Annotated in this window: 17 protein-coding genes; 13 read left to right on the top strand and 4 right to left on the bottom strand. The window is 70.7% G+C overall.

What is annotated here, in order from left to right; translation table 11 throughout:
- Positions 1 to 74 precede the first annotated feature (74 nt).
- The 7 genes from AC5Y7V_RS07485 to AC5Y7V_RS07455 all read left to right on the top strand — a co-directional run bounded on the left by AC5Y7V_RS07485 (position 75) and on the right by AC5Y7V_RS07455 (position 6564).
- On the top strand, positions 75 to 1715 hold the full coding sequence (locus AC5Y7V_RS07485; protein WP_499879374.1) for an acyl-CoA carboxylase subunit beta: 1641 nt from the start codon (positions 75 to 77) through the stop codon (positions 1713 to 1715).
- Positions 1716 to 1771: 56 nt separating this feature from the next.
- Complete coding sequence (locus AC5Y7V_RS07480; protein ID WP_499879373.1) at positions 1772 to 1990, top strand: acyl-CoA carboxylase subunit epsilon; 219 nt, start codon at positions 1772 to 1774, stop codon at positions 1988 to 1990.
- Positions 1987 to 2619 (top strand): Maf family protein, encoded by a 633-nt coding sequence (locus tag AC5Y7V_RS07475; protein WP_499879372.1) that lies wholly within the window; start codon positions 1987 to 1989, stop codon positions 2617 to 2619. Before AC5Y7V_RS07480 ends, AC5Y7V_RS07475 begins: the two co-directional genes overlap by 4 nt.
- Positions 2620 to 2709: 90 nt before the next feature.
- Complete coding sequence (locus AC5Y7V_RS07470) at positions 2710 to 3600, top strand: sulfurtransferase (protein ID WP_499879371.1); 891 nt, start codon at positions 2710 to 2712, stop codon at positions 3598 to 3600.
- On the top strand, positions 3600 to 4019 hold the full coding sequence (locus tag AC5Y7V_RS07465) for a SufE family protein (RefSeq protein ID WP_499879370.1): 420 nt from the start codon (positions 3600 to 3602) through the stop codon (positions 4017 to 4019). Before AC5Y7V_RS07470 ends, AC5Y7V_RS07465 begins: the two co-directional genes overlap by 1 nt.
- A 130-nt stretch (positions 4020 to 4149) precedes the next feature.
- On the top strand, positions 4150 to 5952 hold the full coding sequence (locus AC5Y7V_RS07460; protein WP_499879369.1) for an acetyl/propionyl/methylcrotonyl-CoA carboxylase subunit alpha: 1803 nt from the start codon (positions 4150 to 4152) through the stop codon (positions 5950 to 5952).
- A gap of 192 nt (positions 5953 to 6144) precedes the next feature.
- The gene (locus tag AC5Y7V_RS07455; protein ID WP_499879368.1) at positions 6145 to 6564 is read left to right on the top strand and encodes an STAS domain-containing protein; all 420 of its coding nucleotides are present in this window, start codon (positions 6145 to 6147) and stop codon (positions 6562 to 6564) included.
- Here the strand turns inward: AC5Y7V_RS07455 and AC5Y7V_RS07450 are convergent.
- Together AC5Y7V_RS07450 and AC5Y7V_RS07445 are read right to left on the bottom strand one after the other, a co-directional pair.
- Complete coding sequence (locus AC5Y7V_RS07450) at positions 6535 to 7323, bottom strand: RNA polymerase sigma factor SigF (RefSeq protein ID WP_499879367.1); 789 nt, start codon at positions 7321 to 7323, stop codon at positions 6535 to 6537. The two genes, AC5Y7V_RS07455 and AC5Y7V_RS07450, sit on opposite strands and share 30 nt — an antisense overlap.
- Positions 7320 to 7757, bottom strand: a complete 438-nt coding sequence (locus AC5Y7V_RS07445; protein ID WP_499879647.1) for an ATP-binding protein — start codon at positions 7755 to 7757, stop codon at positions 7320 to 7322. The genes AC5Y7V_RS07450 and AC5Y7V_RS07445 overlap by 4 nt, the downstream gene beginning before the upstream one ends.
- A 254-nt stretch (positions 7758 to 8011) precedes the next feature.
- Between AC5Y7V_RS07445 and AC5Y7V_RS07440 the strand changes: the two genes are divergently transcribed.
- Positions 8012 to 8395: a hypothetical protein gene (locus AC5Y7V_RS07440; protein WP_499879366.1), complete on the top strand. Its 384-nt coding sequence runs from the start codon at positions 8012 to 8014 to the stop codon at positions 8393 to 8395.
- A 19-nt stretch (positions 8396 to 8414) separates the two neighbouring features.
- Entirely contained in the window at positions 8415 to 8732 is a 318-nt protein-coding gene (gene usfY / locus AC5Y7V_RS07435; protein ID WP_499879365.1) for a protein UsfY, read from the top strand.
- A gap of 1 nt (position 8733) precedes the next feature.
- On the opposite strand, the gene AC5Y7V_RS07430 is transcribed toward usfY, so the two are convergent.
- Positions 8734 to 9117 (bottom strand): hypothetical protein, encoded by a 384-nt coding sequence (locus tag AC5Y7V_RS07430; protein WP_499879364.1) that lies wholly within the window; start codon positions 9115 to 9117, stop codon positions 8734 to 8736.
- Positions 9118 to 9488: 371 nt separating this feature from the next.
- Between AC5Y7V_RS07430 and AC5Y7V_RS07425 the strand changes: the two genes are divergently transcribed.
- The 4 genes from AC5Y7V_RS07425 to AC5Y7V_RS07410 are packed head-to-tail and all read left to right on the top strand — an operon-like array spanning position 9489 to position 15950.
- A complete protein-coding gene (locus tag AC5Y7V_RS07425; RefSeq protein WP_499879363.1) occupies positions 9489 to 10154 on the top strand; it encodes a TetR/AcrR family transcriptional regulator in 666 nt (221 codons plus the stop codon).
- Between the two features lie 49 nt (positions 10155 to 10203).
- A complete protein-coding gene (locus AC5Y7V_RS07420) occupies positions 10204 to 14802 on the top strand; it encodes an ATP-dependent helicase (protein WP_499879362.1) in 4599 nt (1532 codons plus the stop codon).
- A gap of 3 nt (positions 14803 to 14805) precedes the next feature.
- Positions 14806 to 15570 carry an endonuclease VIII Nei2 gene (gene nei2, locus AC5Y7V_RS07415; RefSeq protein WP_499879361.1) on the top strand — a complete coding sequence of 255 codons (765 nt, stop codon included), beginning with the start codon at positions 14806 to 14808 and terminating at the stop codon, positions 15568 to 15570.
- A gap of 59 nt (positions 15571 to 15629) precedes the next feature.
- Positions 15630 to 15950, top strand: coding sequence for a DUF732 domain-containing protein (locus AC5Y7V_RS07410; RefSeq protein WP_499879360.1), 321 nt, complete (start codon positions 15630 to 15632; stop codon positions 15948 to 15950).
- Here the strand turns inward: AC5Y7V_RS07410 and pstS are convergent.
- The gene (pstS, locus tag AC5Y7V_RS07405; RefSeq protein ID WP_499879359.1) at positions 15945 to 17057 is read right to left on the bottom strand and encodes a phosphate ABC transporter substrate-binding protein PstS; all 1113 of its coding nucleotides are present in this window, start codon (positions 17055 to 17057) and stop codon (positions 15945 to 15947) included. The two genes, AC5Y7V_RS07410 and pstS, sit on opposite strands and share 6 nt — an antisense overlap.
- Positions 17058 to 17099: the final 42 nt, after the last annotated feature.

Raw genomic sequence — 17099 nt, 5'->3', positions numbered from 1 at the left:
TGTCCGGCGACTACTTAAGGAGCTATTAAGGGCCTCCGACGGGTCGAGCCGGTCTGCCGATAACATCGACTCCCATGACAAGCGTTACCGACCACACGGCCGAGCCGGCCGCCGAGCACACCATCGACATCCACACCACCGCGGGCAAGCTGGCCGAGCTGCACAAGCGGCGGGAGGAGTCGCTGCACCCGGTCGGTGAAGAGGCCGTCGAGAAGGTGCACGCCAAGGGCAAGCTGACCGCCCGCGAGCGCATCCTGGCCCTGCTCGACGAGGACTCGTTCGTCGAGCTCGACGCGCTGGCCAAGCACCGCAGCACCAACTTCGGGCTGGAGAACAACCGCCCGCTCGGCGACGGCGTGATCACCGGCTACGGCACGATCGACGGCCGCGACGTGTGCATCTTCAGCCAGGACGCCACGGTTTTCGGCGGCAGCCTCGGCGAGGTGTACGGCGAGAAGATCGTCAAGGTGCAGGAGCTGGCGATCAAGACCGGCCGCCCGCTCATCGGCATCAACGACGGCGCCGGCGCGCGCATTCAGGAGGGCGTCGTCTCGCTGGGCCTGTACAGCCGGATCTTCCGCAACAACATCCTCGCGTCCGGGGTCATCCCGCAGATCTCGCTGATCATGGGCGCCGCCGCGGGAGGCCACGTCTACTCCCCCGCCCTGACCGACTTCGTGGTCATGGTCGACCAGACCAGCCAGATGTTCATCACCGGTCCCGACGTCATCAAGACGGTCACCGGCGAGGACGTCACCATGGAGGAGCTCGGCGGCGCCCACACCCACATGGCCAAGTCGGGCACCCTGCACTACGTCGCCTCGGGCGAGCAGGACGCCTTCGACTGGGTCCGCGACCTGCTGAGCTACCTGCCGCCGAACAACGCGACCGACCCGCCGCGCTACGCCGAGCCCGCCCCCGCGGGGCCCATCGAGGAGAACCTCACCGAGGAGGACCTCGAGCTGGACACCCTGATCCCGGACTCGCCCAACCAGCCCTACGACATGCACGAGGTGATCACCCGCATCCTCGACGACGACGAGTTCCTGGAAATCCAGGGCGGTTACGCGCAGAACATCGTCGTCGGGTTCGGCCGCATCGACGGCCGGCCGGTCGGGATCGTGGCCAACCAGCCGACCCAGTTCGCCGGCTGCCTGGACATCAACGCCTCGGAGAAGGCGGCCCGCTTCGTGCGGACCTGCGACTGCTTCAACATCCCGATCGTCATGCTGGTCGACGTGCCGGGCTTCCTGCCCGGCACCGGCCAGGAGTACAACGGCATCATCCGGCGCGGCGCCAAGCTGCTGTTCGCCTACGGCGAGGCGACGGTGCCGAAGATCACGGTGATCACCCGCAAGGCCTACGGCGGCGCGTACTGCGTCATGGGGTCGAAGGACATGGGCTGCGACGTCAACCTGGCCTGGCCCACGGCCCAGATCGCGGTGATGGGCGCCTCCGGCGCGGTCGGCTTCGTCTACCGCCAGCAGCTGAAGGAGGCGGGCGAGGCCGGCCAGGATGTCGACGCGCTGCGGCTGCAGCTGCAGCAGGAGTACGAGGACACGCTCGTCAACCCCTACGTCGCGGCCGAGCGCGGCTACGTCGACGCGGTGATCCCGCCGTCGTACACCCGCGGCTACATCGGCACCGCGCTGCGCCTGCTGGAACGCAAGATCAGCCACCTGCCGCCCAAGAAGCACGGGAACATTCCGCTGTGAGTCGAGCGAGCGGAACGAACGCAGTGAGTGACGGGAACGAGACGAACCATCAGGCTGTGAGCGAGCACGAGCCGCACATCCACGTACTCAAGGGGAATCCCACCGACGCGGAGCTGGCCGCGCTGGTGGCCGTGCTCGGCGGCGTAAGCGCCGCCTCCCCCGAGCCCACCCAGCCCGAGAGCACCCGCTGGGGGCTCGCGGTCGACCGGCTGCGCTACGCGATGTCGAACTACCAGCGGCTGACCATGCAGCAAATGACGCACATGAGGCATTGACCCGGCTGGTGCTGGGGTCGGCCTCGCCCGGCCGGCTCAAGGTGCTGCGCCAGGCCGGCCTCGAACCGGCCGTCGTGGTCTCCGGCGTCGACGAGGATCTGATCGCCGCGGGACTGGGGTCCGACGCCTCGCCGGACGAGGTGGTCTGCGGGCTGGCCGCGGCCAAGGCCGACGACGTCGCCGGCCGGCTCGACGGCGCCACCGCGGCGGATTGCGTTGTGCTGGGCTGTGATTCGATGCTGGCCATCGACGGCCGGCTGTGCGGCAAGCCCGGGTCGGCCGATGCCGCCGTGGACCAGTGGCGGCTGATGGGCGGGCGGTCGGGACGGCTGCACACCGGGCACTGCCTGCTGCGGCTGCGCGACGGCGCCGTCGTCCACCGCGAGGTCCAATCCGCATGCACCACAGTGCATTTCGCCGCGCCGGCCGAGGCGGATCTGCGGGCCTACGTCGCCCACGGCGAACCGCTGGGGGTGGCGGGCGGCTTCACCCTGGACGGGCTGGGCGGCTGGTTCGTCGACGGGATCGAGGGCGACCCGTCGAACGTGATCGGCGTGAGCCTGCCGCTGCTGCGCGCGCTGCTGGGCCGGGCGGGGCTCTCGGTGGCCGCACTGTGGACCCAGGCTTAATCGTCTGCGACGCGCGGCGGCGTTTCGTCGCAAACGTTTAAGTGTCGCGTCACGGGCGGGGGTTTTAAGCCCAGCGGTAGGCTCGAAGTCGTGTCATTACCCCCCGACCCACACCCGTCCCTGACCGAATACGCCCACCCCGAACGACTGGTCACCGCCGACTGGCTGTCCGCCAACATGGGCGCCACGGGCCTGGCGATCGTCGAATCCGACGAGGACGTGTTGCTCTACGACGTCGGCCACATTCCCGGCGCGGTCAAGATCGACTGGCACACCGACCTCAACGACCCGCGGGTCCGCGACTACATCAACGGCGAGCAGTTCGCCGAGTTGATGGACCGCAAGGGCATCGCCCGCGACGACACCGTGGTGATCTACGGCGACAAGAGCAACTGGTGGGCGGCGTACGCGCTGTGGGTCTTCACGCTGTTCGGCCATCCCGACGTGCGCCTGCTCAACGGCGGGCGCGACCTGTGGCTGGCCGAGCGCCGCGACACCACCCTGGACGTCCCGACCGAGACGTCGAGCGGCTACCCGGTCGTGCAGCGCAACGACGCGCCCATCCGCGCGTACAAGGACGACGTGCTGGCCATCCTCGGCGCCGAGCCGCTCATCGACGTGCGCTCGCCCGACGAATACACCGGCAAGCGCACCCACATGCCCGACTACCCAGAGGAGGGCGCGCTGCGGGCCGGGCACATCCCCACCGCCGTGTCCATCCCGTGGGGCAAGGCGGTCGACGAGAGCGGCCGCTTCCGTCCCCGCGCGGAGCTCGAGGAGCTCTACGGCTTCCTGCGGCCGGACGACAAGACCGTCGTCTACTGCCGCATCGGCGAGCGGTCCAGCCACACCTGGTTCGTGCTCACACACCTGCTGGGCAAGCCCGGGGTCCGCAACTACGACGGATCGTGGACCGAGTGGGGCAACACCGTGCGGGTGCCGATCGTCGCGGGCGAGCAGCCGGGAGCCGTTCCGGTCTGATGAGCATGCCCGCCCCGCTGGCCGAGGTGGTGTCCGACTTCGCCGAAGTCCAGGGCCAGGACAAACTGACGCTGCTGCTGGAGTTCGCCAACGACCTGCCCGCGCTGCCGCCCGACCTCGAAGAGGCGGCGATGGAGCCGGTGCCCGAGTGCCAGTCGCCGCTGTTCCTGCACGTCGACGCCAGCGATCCCAACCGGGTGCGGCTGCACTTCAGTGCCCCCGCCGAGGCGCCCACCACCAGGGGGTTCGCGTCGATCCTGGCCGCCGGGCTCGACGAGCAACCCGCCGCCGACATCCTCGCGGTGCCCGAGGACTTCTACACCGAGCTGGGCCTGGCCGCTCTGATCAGCCCGCTGCGGCTGCGCGGCATGTCGGCGATGCTGGCCCGCATCAAGCGGCGATTGCGCGAGACGGCCTGATCAGGAACGGATTTGGAGACCGGGTATCAGCCCGCGCGGCGCGGCGCATAAACTTCCCCGGACAAGACTTGTAAGAAATTCTCTTAGAGACTCACGAGACGTAGAGACGTCCAGCCGAACAGGAGGCGAAGTGGCTAGTCACGCCAGCTCGAGGATCGCCAAGGTGCTCGTCGCCAATCGCGGTGAGATCGCCGTCCGGGTGATCCGTGCGGCCCGCGACGCGGGCCTGCCCAGCGTGGCGGTGTACGCCGAGCCCGACGCCGACGCGCCGCACGTACGGCTGGCCGACGAGGCGTTCGCGCTCGGCGGTCAGACGTCCGCGGAGTCCTACCTCGACTTCGGCAAGCTCCTCGACGCGGCGGCGAAGTCCGGCGCCAACGCCGTCCACCCCGGCTACGGATTCTTGAGCGAGAACGCCGACTTCGCGCAGGCGGTCATCGACGCCGGCCTGATCTGGATCGGCCCGAGCCCGCAGTCGATCCGCGACCTCGGCGACAAGGTCACCGCCCGCCACATCGCCGCCCGCGCGCAGGCGCCGCTGGTGCCCGGCACCCCCGACCCGGTCAAGGACGCCGACGAGGTGGTGGCCTTCGCCAAGGAGTACGGCGTGCCGATCGCGATCAAGGCCGCCTTCGGCGGCGGCGGCCGCGGCATGAAGGTCGCCCGCACCCTCGAGGAGATCCCCGAGCTGTTCGAGTCGGCCACCCGCGAGGCCGTCGCGGCGTTCGGCCGCGGCGAATGCTTCGTCGAGCGCTACCTGGACAAGCCCCGCCACGTCGAGGCCCAGGTGATCGCCGACCAGCACGGCAACGTCGTCGTCGCCGGCACCCGCGACTGCTCGCTGCAGCGCCGCTTCCAGAAGCTGGTCGAGGAGGCGCCGGCGCCGTTTTTGACCGACGCGCAGCGCAAGGAGATCCACGAGTCGGCCAAGCGGATCTGCAAGGAGGCGCACTACTACGGCGCCGGAACCGTCGAGTACCTGGTCGGCCAGGACGGCCTGATCTCCTTCCTCGAGGTCAACACCCGCCTGCAGGTCGAGCACCCGGTCACCGAGGAGACCGCGGGCATCGACCTGGTGTTGCAGCAGTTCAAGATCGCCAACGGCGAGAAGCTGGACATCACCGAGGACCCCACCCCGCGCGGGCACGCCATCGAGTTCCGGATCAACGGCGAGGACGCCGGCCGCGGCTTCCTGCCCGCCCCGGGCCCGGTGACCAAGTTCCACCCGCCCGCCGGCCCCGGTGTGCGGATGGACTCGGGCGTGGAGACCGGCTCGGTGATCGGCGGCCAGTTCGACTCGATGCTGGCCAAGCTGATCGTGTACGGCGCCGACCGGCACGAGGCGCTGGCCCGCGCGCGCCGCGCCCTGGCCGAGTTCGAGGTCGAGGGCCTGGCCACCGTCATCCCGTTCCACCGCGCCGTGGTGAGTGACCCGGCGTTCATCGGCGACGACAAGGGCTTCTCGGTGCACACCCGCTGGATCGAGACCGAGTGGGACAACACCATCGAGCCGTTCACCGGTGGCGAACCGATCGACGAAGAGGACGCCCGGCCCCGCCAGACGGTGGTCGTCGAGGTCGGCGGGCGCCGTCTCGAGGTGTCGCTGCCCGGCGACCTGGCGCTGGCTGATGGTTCAGCCGGCTACGCCGGCCAAGCCGGGGTGATCCGCAAGAAGCCCAAGCCGCGCAAGCGCGGATCGCACGCGGGCGTTTCCGCCTCCGGCGACGCGGTGACGGCGCCCATGCAGGGCACCGTGGTCAAGGTCGCGGTCGAGGAGGGCCAGGAGGTCGCCGCCGGTGACCTGGTCGTGGTGCTCGAGGCGATGAAGATGGAAAACCCGGTCACCGCGCACAAGGACGGCACCATCACCGGGCTTGCCGTCGAGGCCGGCGCGGCCATCACCCAGGGCACGGTCCTCGCCGAGATCAAATAAATCCGGGATCAATTAAATCCCAGATCAACTAAATGTTGTCCGACCCTGCCCGCCGCGGGTAGGGTCGGGTCAGGTTGAGTTCACAGCCACCCGGATCACGCCAGGCACGCGGGGTGCGAACTCCCGGTCGTGAACTATCACCGACCACCTGCCGTCATCCACAGCAAGACCCTCCTAATGACGGAGACAAGCATGTCTGTGGCCCAATCGTGGCAACAAAGCCGCACCGCTCAATTCACCTCGCGCTGTAGCGCGCTGGGGGCGCTGCTCACGGTCGACGGTGAGCTCGACGCCGCCAACGCCGACCAGCTCGCCGTCTACGCGCAACGCAGCGTCCGGCGCGCCCGCCGGATCATCGTCGATCTGCGCGGCCTGGAATTCATTGGCACCGCGGGCTTTTCGGCGCTACACCGAATCAACGTCGCGTGCTCGGGCGCCCAGGTGCACTGGGCCATGGTGCCGAGCCCGGCCGTTTCGCGGTTGCTGCGAATCTGTGATCCCGACGGCACCCTGCCGGTGACGACGCCGCAGGCCGAGCCGCTGCTGAGGTCCGCGCGGGCCGACCGCGACGGGTCCCGGCCGCTACTTCAGCTGGTCCCGCAGCCGCGTTAGCGACTTGGCCAACAGCCGCGACACGTGCATCTGTGAGATGCCGACCCGCTCGGCGATCTGCGTCTGCGTCATCGACTCAAAGAACCTGAGCACCAACACCATTCGTTCCCGCTCGGGCAACGCCTCGAGCAGGGGGCGCAGCGCCTCGCGGTCCTCGATGCGGTCGAGGCCGGCGTCCACGTCGCCCAGGGTGTCGGCGATGGCGCGGGCGTCGTCGTCGTCGCTACCGCCGCCGGTGTCGATGGACAGCGTGTTGTAGGAGCTGCCCGCCACCAGGCCCTCGACCACCTCGTCGCGCTCCATGCCGAGTTCGGCGGCGAGTTCGGTGGCGGTCGGCGCCCGGCCGAGCCGCTGGGACAGGTCGGCGGTGGCGGTGCCCAGCCGCAGGTGCAGTTCCTTCAGGCGCCGCGGAACCTTGACCGACCAGCTGTTGTCGCGGAAGTGCCGGCGGACCTCGCCCATGATCGTGGGCACCGCGAAAGAGACGAAGTCCGAGCCGGTCTCGACGTCGAAGCGGACGACCGCGTTGACCAGGCCCACGCGCGCCACCTGAACCAGGTCGTCGCGCGGTTCGCCGCGGCCCTCGAACCGGCGGGCGATGTGGTCGGCCAGCGGCAGGCAGCGCTCCACGATCTTGTCCCGCTGGCGCTGGAATTCCATCGAGTCGGCGGCAACGCCGGCCAACTCCCGGAACATGTCCGGGACGTCCGCATACTCGTTCGGTCGCGAAACCGAACCGCCGGCAGCTCGCGCTGTCACCTGCTAGAGGCCGCCCGTCGCGCGGTCAGCGTGATCCCGAAGACACTGCCGGTTTCATCGGGCTCGCGACCGTCGTGGAAGGTCTGGACATCGTCGGCCAGGGAGGTCAGCACATGCCAGCTGAAGCTGCCGGGCGCCACCACGTCGTGGGTGTCGCACGCGGCGGAGGCCTCCACCACCAGCTCGTCGTCGTGCGGGTCGACGACGACCACCAGCGTCGCGTCCGGCGTGGCCGAGCGAATCAGGCGGGTGCACACCTCGTCGACCGCGAGCCGCAGGTCGGCGACCGCATCGAAATCCAAGTCCTCGAAGGTGCCGATCGCACCGACCAGCGTGCGCAGCATCGCCAGGTTCTCGAGGCGTGCCGCAACGTGCAATTCGACGGCCCGCTGGCCGCGTTGACGCTTGTTCGCGCGAAATCCCGCATCGGTCATCTGGTCTCCCGGCAATGTCTGCTTGACACTACTATTGCCGCGCAGCCCGCCGTCGACCGTGGGCTCCAACCGATTAGTCACAATCGCCGCCGCTGGTCATGTCGATGGTTATGGCAGTGGGCATCGATGTCGGTGTCGCTGACGCAACCCTTCCGGCACTCATCATGGTTTAAAGCTGATACCCATTTGCGGCGGCGGATAACCCCGTCAGCAGACCCTTAACACCGTCTACCCCGCGACCTACACTTATTGGCATGAAGCAGTCTCTGCTTCGGGCGTTTGTTCTTCTGACGTCGTGGGCCGTCGGCCTGCTGGCGGCGGCCTGGGTCGTGCCGGGCGTTTCAGTATCGGCGTCGGGGTTCATGGTCGCCGTGGTGTTGTTCGCCGCGGCGCAGGCGGCCCTCTCATTGCTGATCGTGAAGTTGCCGCGGGCCTATGCGTCGCTGCTCCTCGGGGGCAGCGGACTGGTGCTGACCCTGGTCGCGTTGAGCCTCGCCGCAGCGTTCACCCACGGACTCATCATTCGCGGCGCCGCCTCCTGGCTCGCCGCCACGATCGTGGTATGGCTGGTGACCACGATCGGGGCGATTTCGCTGCCCGAGGCGCGCGTGCGCGAGCCGGCGGGCTCGGCAACCTAAGGCGACCGAAGGAGGGGTGATGGGCGACCGGCATCGCGATCCGACGGACCACTTCCGGACGACGCAACCGCACGCCGGGTTCACGATGAAGGACAACCTCTACTGGCCCGGGTTCATCCTGCTCCTCGTGGCCATCGGAGGAATGATCAGCACCACGGCCGCCGCGGCCTACGGCCACTACGAGTGGATCGCCACGACGGTGCTCGTCGCCGTGCTCGGGACGATCGCCGGGGCGCTGTGGTTCGTCATAGAGCATCGCCGCGTGACCCGCATCGACGAGCAGTGGCACCCCACCCCACGCACCGAGAGACCCGGGACTCCCGCGTCGAGTCGATAGGTCAGAGGGCCAGCACCGGCCCGGCGATCGGCGAGACGGCCAGGCCCAGCGTCACCACCATCAGCGTGAGCAGGAACCAGCCCGCGCCGTGCCAGCCCCACCACGTGCCGTGGGCCTTCCATACCCGGTAGGTGCGTAAAAACGCCCAAAGCCCCCCGGCCAGCAGGATCAGCGGGCCGCCCAGCGCCAGCATGGTGCGCTGCGGGGTGCCGCACGCCACCGTGTCGACGCCCGTCCCGGGGCAGGTGCTGACCCACAGCGCGGCGAGGACCACGAAGCCGATGCCCGCGGCAGCGGCCAGGGCGGCGAACCGGACGGCGGCGTGCACCTCGCGGTCCTCCTGCCCCAAGCGGTCACCGGGCGACCGCTGATCTGCTGTATGCATGGTTGTCCCTCGTGTCGTGAGTTTGATCGCTATTAGTCCATCGTTCGCTGCGTCGCATTGGTTACGCGCCGACGATGATGAGAGCCCGTCACGACAAATACCCTGTGCGGCACCCCGGTAAACCGCCGTCGGCGCGGCTCACGGCCGTCAAAGCGTCGCGCGGGTCGCACACCGGCGTGGCGGTTTCCGCCCGGTGTCCGACGCGCCGAGGCGCGATCACCCGGCGTTGCCACGGCATCGCCAACGCCGACAGTGGGAGGCCGAACTGCCAATGGCGTCAATTGTTCCGGTGCGTTACCGCTGGCCCGGGGCGTGCGGTTGGTTGAGCCAATGTGGCGGGGGTCTCATACCGTATGAGTACTATCTGACACATGCCGACAGCCAGAAGGCGGTTATCCCCCGAGGATAGACGCGCCGAGCTGCTCGCTTTGGGGGCAGAAGTCTTTGGGAAGCGACCCTATGACGAGGTCCGCATCGACGAGATAGCCGAGCGCGCGGGCGTGTCCCGCGCATTGATGTACCACTACTTCCCGGACAAGCGGGCGTTCTTCGCCGCCGTCGTCAAGGACGAGGCCGACCGGCTCTACGAGGCGACCAACAACCCGCCGCCCCCCGGCCTGACGATGTTCGAGGAGATCCGGATGGGTGTGTTGGCCTACATGGCCTATCACCAGTCCAACCCGGAGGCCGCCTGGGCCGCGTACGTCGGCCTGGGCCGGTCCGACCCGGTCCTGCTCGGCATCGACGACGAGGCCAAGAACCGCCAGATGGAACACATCATGTCCCGCATCGGCGAGGTCGTCAGCGGGATGCCGGATACCAGCGCGCTGGCAGCGGACGTCGAGCGGGACCTGCGGGTGATCATCCAGGGCTGGCTCGCGTTCACCTTCGAGATCTGCCGCCAGCGCATCATGGACCCCACAACCGACGCCGACCGGCTCGCCGACGCCTGCGCGCACACCCTGCTCGACTCCATCGGCCGGGTCCCGGAGATCCCGGACGAGCTGGCACACGCCATGGCCACCGCGAGGCTGTGACAAGCCGCTCACCCAAGCCGATGTCGGTGCCGGTTGGCACCATGGTTGGGTGAGCACCCGCGCCGACTCCAGGGCACCCGACCCGTTGGGCCGGTTCAGCGCGGTCACCCGCGAGTGGTTCGCCGGCACCTTCGCCGCCCCGACCACCGCGCAGGCGCAGGCCTGGGACGCCATCGCCGACGGCGACGACACCCTGGTCATCGCGCCGACCGGGTCGGGTAAGACGCTCGCGGCGTTCCTGTGGGCCCTGGATTCCCTGGCCAACTCCGCCGGGTCGGCCGACCGGCCGGCCGGCACCCGCGTGCTCTACGTGTCCCCGCTCAAGGCGCTGGCCGTCGACGTCGAACGCAACCTGCGCACCCCGCTGGCGGGGCTCACCCGCATCGCCGAGCGGCGCGGCCTGCCCCCGCCCGCCATCAGCGTCGGGGTCCGCTCCGGCGACACCCCGCCCGCCACGCGCCGCGCGCTCATCACGCACCCGCCCGACGTGCTGATCACCACCCCGGAGTCGCTGTTCTTGATGCTGACCTCGGCGGCGCGCGAAACCCTCGCCGGCGTTCAGACGGTGATCGTCGACGAGATCCACGCCATCGCCGGCGGCAAGCGCGGCGCCCACCTGGCCCTGTCCCTGGAACGCCTGGACGACCTGCGCCACGCGTTTGCCCAGGGGCGGCCCGCCCAGCGCATCGGGCTGTCGGCGACCGTGCGCCCGCCCGAGGAGCTGGCGCGCTTCCTGTCCGGAGCGGGCCCGGCCGCGCGGACGAGGATCGTGGCGCCGCCGTCGGCCAAGACCATCGAGCTCACGGTGCAGGTGCCCGTGCCCGACATGGCCAACCTGGCCAACAACACGATCTGGCCCGACGTCGAGGCGCGCCTGGTGGACCTGATCGAGTCGCACGGCTCGACCATCGTGTTCGCGAACTCGCGGCGGCTGGCCGAGCGGCTGACCTCCCGGCTCAACGAGATCCACGCCGAACGCGCCGGCATCTCGCTCGACGCGGACCTCAACCCCAAGGTGGCGGGCGGCGCCCCGGCGCACCTGATGGGAAGCGGCCAGAGTTTCGGCGCGCCGCCGCTGCTGGCGCGCGCCCACCACGGTTCGGTCTCGAAGGAGCAGCGCGCCCTGGTCGAGGAGGACCTCAAACGCGGGCTGCTCAAGGCGGTGGTGGCAACCTCCAGCCTGGAGCTGGGCATCGACATGGGCGCCGTCGACCTGGTGATCCAGGTGGAGGCGCCGCCCTCGGTGGCCAGCGGCCTGCAGCGCATCGGGCGGGCCGGTCACCAGGTCGGCGAGGTCTCGCGGGGCGTGCTGTTCCCCAAGCACCGCACCGATTTGATCGGGTGCGCGGTGACCGTGCAGCGCATGCTCGGCGGACAGATCGAGACGATGCGGGTGCCCGCCAACCCGCTGGACATCCTGGCGCAGCAGACCGTGGCGGCCGCCGCGCTGGAGCCGCTGGACGCCGACCGGTGGTTCGACACCGTGCGGCGGGCCGCCCCGTTCGCGACCCTGCCGCGCAGCGTGTTCGAGGCCACCCTGGACCTGCTGGCCGGCAAGTACCCGTCCACCGAGTTCGCCGAGCTGCGCCCGCGCCTGGTCTACGACCGCGACACCGGCACGCTGACCGCGCGGCCCGGCGCCCAGCGGCTGGCCGTCACCTCCGGCGGCGCCATCCCCGACCGCGGGCTGTTCACCGTGTACCTGGCCTCCGAGGCCGAAAAGCCGTCGCGGGTCGGCGAACTGGACGAGGAAATGGTGTACGAGTCGCGTCCCGGCGACGTGATCTCGCTGGGGGCGACCAGCTGGCGGATCACCGAGATCACCCACGACCGGGTGCTGGTGATCCCCGCGCCGGGCCAGCCGGCCCGGTTGCCGTTCTGGCGCGGCGACGACGTGGGCCGCCCGGCCGAGCTGGGCGCCGCGCTCGGCGCGTTCACCGGGGAGCTGGCCGGCCTCGACCGCGGCGCATTCGACAAGCGGTGCGCCGCTTTGGGTTTCGACGCCTACGCGACCGACAACCTGTGGGGGCTGCTGGACGAGCAGCGCACCACCGCCGGGGTAGTGCCCACCGACGCCACGCTGCTGGTCGAGCGGTTCCGCGACGAGCTGGGCGACTGGCGGGTGATCCTGCACTCGCCGTACGGGCTGCGGGTGCACGGGCCGCTCGCGCTGGCCGTGGGCCGGCGGCTGCGCGAGCGCTACGGCCTGGACGAGAAGCCGACCGCCTCCGACGACGGCATCGTGGTGCGCCTGCCCGACACTGAGTTTTCCGCCGAAGACGGTACCCCGCCCGGGGCGGAACTGTTCGTCTTCGACGCCGACGAGATCGACCCGATCGTCACCGCCGAGGTGGGCGGCTCGGCGCTGTTCGCGTCGCGGTTCCGGGAGTGCGCGGCGCGCGCCCTGCTGCTGCCCCGCCGGCACCCCGGCAAGCGATCGCCGCTGTGGCACCAGCGCCAGCGCGCCGCCCAGCTGCTGGACGTGGCCCGCAAGTACCCCGACTTCCCGGTGGTGCTGGAGGCCATCCGCGAATGCCTGCAGGACGTCTACGACGTCCCGGCCCTGACCGCGCTGATGGCGGGCATCGCCCAGCGCAAGGTCCGGGTGCTCGAGACGGAGACGCAGCGGCCGTCGCCGTTCGCCGCCTCGCTGTTGTTCGGTTACGTCGGCGCGTTCATGTACGAGGGCGACACCCCGCTGGCCGAGCGCCGCGCCGCGGCGCTGTCGCTGGACAGCACTCTGCTGGCCGAGCTGCTGGGGCACGTGGAGCTGCGCGAACTGCTCGACGCCGACGTCGTCGCCGCGACCGGCCGGCAGCTGCAGCACCTGTCGGCCGACCGGGCCGCCCGCGACGCCGAAGGGGTCGCGGACCTGTTGCGGCTGCTGGGCCCCCTGACCGAGGAGGAGGTCGCGGCCCGGGCCGGCGGCGCCGACGTCGGGGGGTGGCTGGAGGGGCTGCGGGCCGCCCGGCGGGCGCTGACCGTGCCGTTCGCCGGCCGCGGCTGGTGGGTGGCCGTCGAGGACATCGGCCGGTTGCGTGACGGGGTCGGAGCGGCGGTCCCGCTGGGCGTCCCGGCCGCGTTCACCGAGGCGGTGGCCGACCCGCTGGGCGAGCTGCTGGGCCGCTACGCGCGCACCAACACCCCGTTCACCACGGCCGAGGCCGCCGCCAGGTTCGGCCTGGGGTTGCGCGTCACGGCCGACGTCCTGGGTCGGTTGGCCGCCGACGGGCGGCTGGTGCGGGGCGAGTTCGTCGCCGCCGACCTGGCCGCCGGCGCCGGCGGCGAGCAGTGGTGCGACGCCGACGTGCTGCGCATCCTGCGGCGCCGGTCGCTCGCGGCGCTGCGCGCGCAGGTCGAGCCGGTGAGCACCGCCGCCTACGGGCGGTTCCTGCCGGCCTGGCACCACGTGTCGTCGCCCCACTCGGGCATCGACGGCCTGGTCTCCGTGATCGATCAGCTGGCCGGCGTCCGGCTGCCGGCCTCGGCGCTCGAACCGCTCGTCCTGGCCCCGCGGGTGCGCGACTACTCCCCCGCGATGCTCGACGAACTGCTCGCCACCGGCGAGGTCACCTGGTCGGGCGGCGGGTCGATCTCGGCCGGCGACGGCTGGATCGCGCTGCACGCCAGCGATTCCGCCCCGCTGACCCTGCCCGGGCCCGCCGCGCTCGACCTCGCCGACGCCCACCGCGCGATCCTGGACATCCTGGCCGGGGGCGGCGCGTACTTCTTCCGCCAGCTGGCCCAGGGCCCCGTCGCCGAGCCGGAGCTGAAAACCGCTCTGTGGGAACTGATCTGGGCCGGCTGGATCACCGGCGACACGTTCGCCCCGGTGCGCGCGATGCTGACCGGCGCCGGAGCCCGCAAGCGCTCTGCTCCCGCGCACCGCACCCGGCGCGCGCCGCGGCTGAGCCGCTACAGCGTCGCGCAAGCCGCGCACCGCAGCGCCGACCCGGCCGTGGCCGGCAGATGGTCGGCCCTGCCGGCCCCCGAGCCGGATTCCACGCTGCGGGCCCACTACCAGGCCGAGCTGCTGCTGAACCGGCACGGCGTGCTGACCCGGGGCGCGGTGGCGGCCGAATCGGTGCCGGGCGGGTTCGCGACCCTCTACAAGGTGCTGAGCACGTTCGAGGAGGCCGGCCGGTGCCAGCGCGGCTATTTCGTCGAGTCGCTGGGCGGCGCGCAGTTCGCGGTGGCCTCCACCGTCGACCGGCTGCGCAGCTACTCCGACGACGTCGACCGGGAACGGCCGGAATACCGGGCGGTCGCGCTGGCCGCCGCCGATCCCGCCAACCCCTACGGCGCCGCCCTGCCGTGGCCCCCCTCCCGCGCGGACGGCGACGGCCCGGCGGCCCGGCCGGGCCGCAAGGGCGGTGCGCTGGTCGTGCTGGTGGACGGCGAGCTGGCCTGGTTCCTGGAGCGCGGCGGGCGGTCGCTGCTGACGTTCACCGACGACCCAGCGGCCCATCATGGCGCGGCCGCGGCGCTGGCCGAGCTGGTCGCCGCCCGGCGCGTCGCGTCGATCCTCGTCGAACGCATCGACGGCACGCCGGCGCTGCACCCCCACGCCGGGGGACCGGGCCCCGTCTCCGAGGCGCTGGCCGGGGCGGGGTTCGCCCGCACCCCCCGCGGAATGCGGCTGCGATAACCCATGCCCGAGGGCGACACCGTCTGGCACACCGCGGCCACGCTGCGCGAGCACCTGGCCGGGCAGACGCTGACGCGCTGCGACGTCCGCGTGCCCCGCTACGCCACCGTCGACCTGACCGGGCAAACCGTCGACGAGGTGCTCAGCCGCGGCAAGCACCTGTTCATCCGGATCGGGCGGGCCAGCATTCACTCGCATTTGAAGATGGACGGCAGCTGGCGGGTCGGCAACCGGCCGGTGCGGGTGGATCACCGCGCCCGGATCATCCTGGAAGCCAACAAGATTCGCGCGGTGGGCATCGACCTGGGCGTGCTGGAGATCCTGGACCGGGACGCCGACGGCGACGTGGTCGCGCACCTGGGGCCCGACCTGCTGGGCCCGGACTGGGACCCCGCCCGCGCCGCCGCCAACCTGGCGGCGCGCCCGGACCGGCCGATCGGCGAGGCGCTGCTGGACCAGCGGGTGCTGGCCGGCATCGGCAACGTGTATTGCAACGAGCTGTGTTTCGTCACCGGCCACCTGCCGACCGCGCCGGTCCGCACGATCACCGACCCGCGCCGGCTCGTCTCCCGCGCCCGGGACATGCTGTGGGCCAACCGCTTCCGCTGGAACCGCTGCACCACCGGAGACACCCGCGCGGGCCGGCAGCTGTGGGTGTACGGGCGGGCCGGGCAGCCCTGCCGTCGCTGCGGCACCCCCATCCGTTACGACGATGGCGGCGATCGCGTCAGGTATTGGTGCCCGTCCTGCCAGGTCGGCATGCAATGATCTCAGTGCAAAAGCGGCCCGGATGGCCCTCAATCACTACCCGGCGGGAGGTCCCAGCGATGACGACCACCCGAACGCGCCTATCGGCCGGTCTCGCCCTGACCCTGTTGAGCCTCGCGGTGGCGGCCTCCCCGACCGCGAACGCCGACGCCGTCGACAACCTGTTCGTGACGGCGGTGAAGAACAAGGGCATCGAATTCGCCTCGCCGCAGGCCGCTATCGTCGCCGGTCACGAGGTCTGCGACGAACTCGACATCGGCAAGCAGAAGTCCGACATCGCCTCCGAGGTGATGACGAACAGCAACCTGGACGGCTATCGCGCCGGGTTCTTTATCGGCGCGAGCATCGCCGCGTACTGCCCCAGGTACCGCGGCTCATGAGATGGCGTCGACGGCGGCCGACAACCGCGTCTTGAACTCCTGCGGAATGGGGACGTATCCGTTGTCGGCGAGGCCGTCCTGGCCGGCGCCGATGGTGCTGCGCAGGAAGGCCTTTACCGCCGTACCGACCTGCGGATCGGGGTATTTGGAGCACACGATCTCGTAGGTCGCCAGCACGATCGGGTACGCGTCGGGCTGATTGGGCCGGTAGAACGAGATGGTGTCGAGGGCGAGGTCGTTGCCCTTGCCGATGAACCAGGCGGAGGCGATCGTCTTGCCCACGGACTCCGCGCTGATCGTCACCGGGTCCGGGCCGGCCGACGTCAGGACCTTGGCCGTGTTCAGTTGCTGCGCCTGGGCGAACGACCATTCGACGTAGCTGATCGCCCCCTCGGTGCTCTTCACGGCGGCGGCCGCGCCGTCGTTGCCCTTGGCGCCCTCCCCGACGCCGCCGTTGAACGTCTTGCCGGCGCCCTTGCCCCACGCACCGTTGGAGGCGCTGTCGAGGTACCGCTGGAAGTTGTCGGTGGTGCCGGACTGGTCGTTGCGGAACACGACGTGAATCGGCTCGGCCGGCAGGGTGACGCCGGGGTTGAGCGCCGCGACGGCGGGATCGTTCCAGCCGGTGATGCCGCCGCTGAAGATCCGGGCCGCGGTCGAGCCGTCGAGGTTCAGCGAGGTCACGCCGTTGACGTTGTAGCCGATGACGATCGGGCCGAACACCACCGGCAGGTTCCACGCGGGCGAGCCGCAGCGCTGCTGTGCCTTGGCGTACTCGTCCTTGCTCAGCGGTGAGTCCGATCCGGCGAAATCGGTTTGATTGCCCACGAATTCGCCGATCCCGGCGCCGGAGCCGTTGGGGGTGTAATTCAGGGACTGGCCCCCGCAGGCCTGTTCGAAGGCCTTGACGAAACGGGTCATCGCGTTCGCCTGGGCGGTGGAGCCGCTGGCCCGCAGCGTCGGCGTGCCGCCGCACGCCACCTTTGCCGGCGACGGGCCCGTCGTGCCGCTCGCGCCACCGGGACGGTTGTCACTGCCGCACGCCGACAGCAGCGCCGCGCCCGTGGCCAGAACGGCAAGCGTCACACCAAATCGATTGAGCTTCAATGGGATGCCCTCGTCAAGGCCATGAGGCATAGTAACCGTTTC

Source organism: Mycobacterium sp. NGS34, from assembly GCF_059812845.1.
This window is presented reverse-complemented; position numbering and strand designations above follow the sequence as displayed.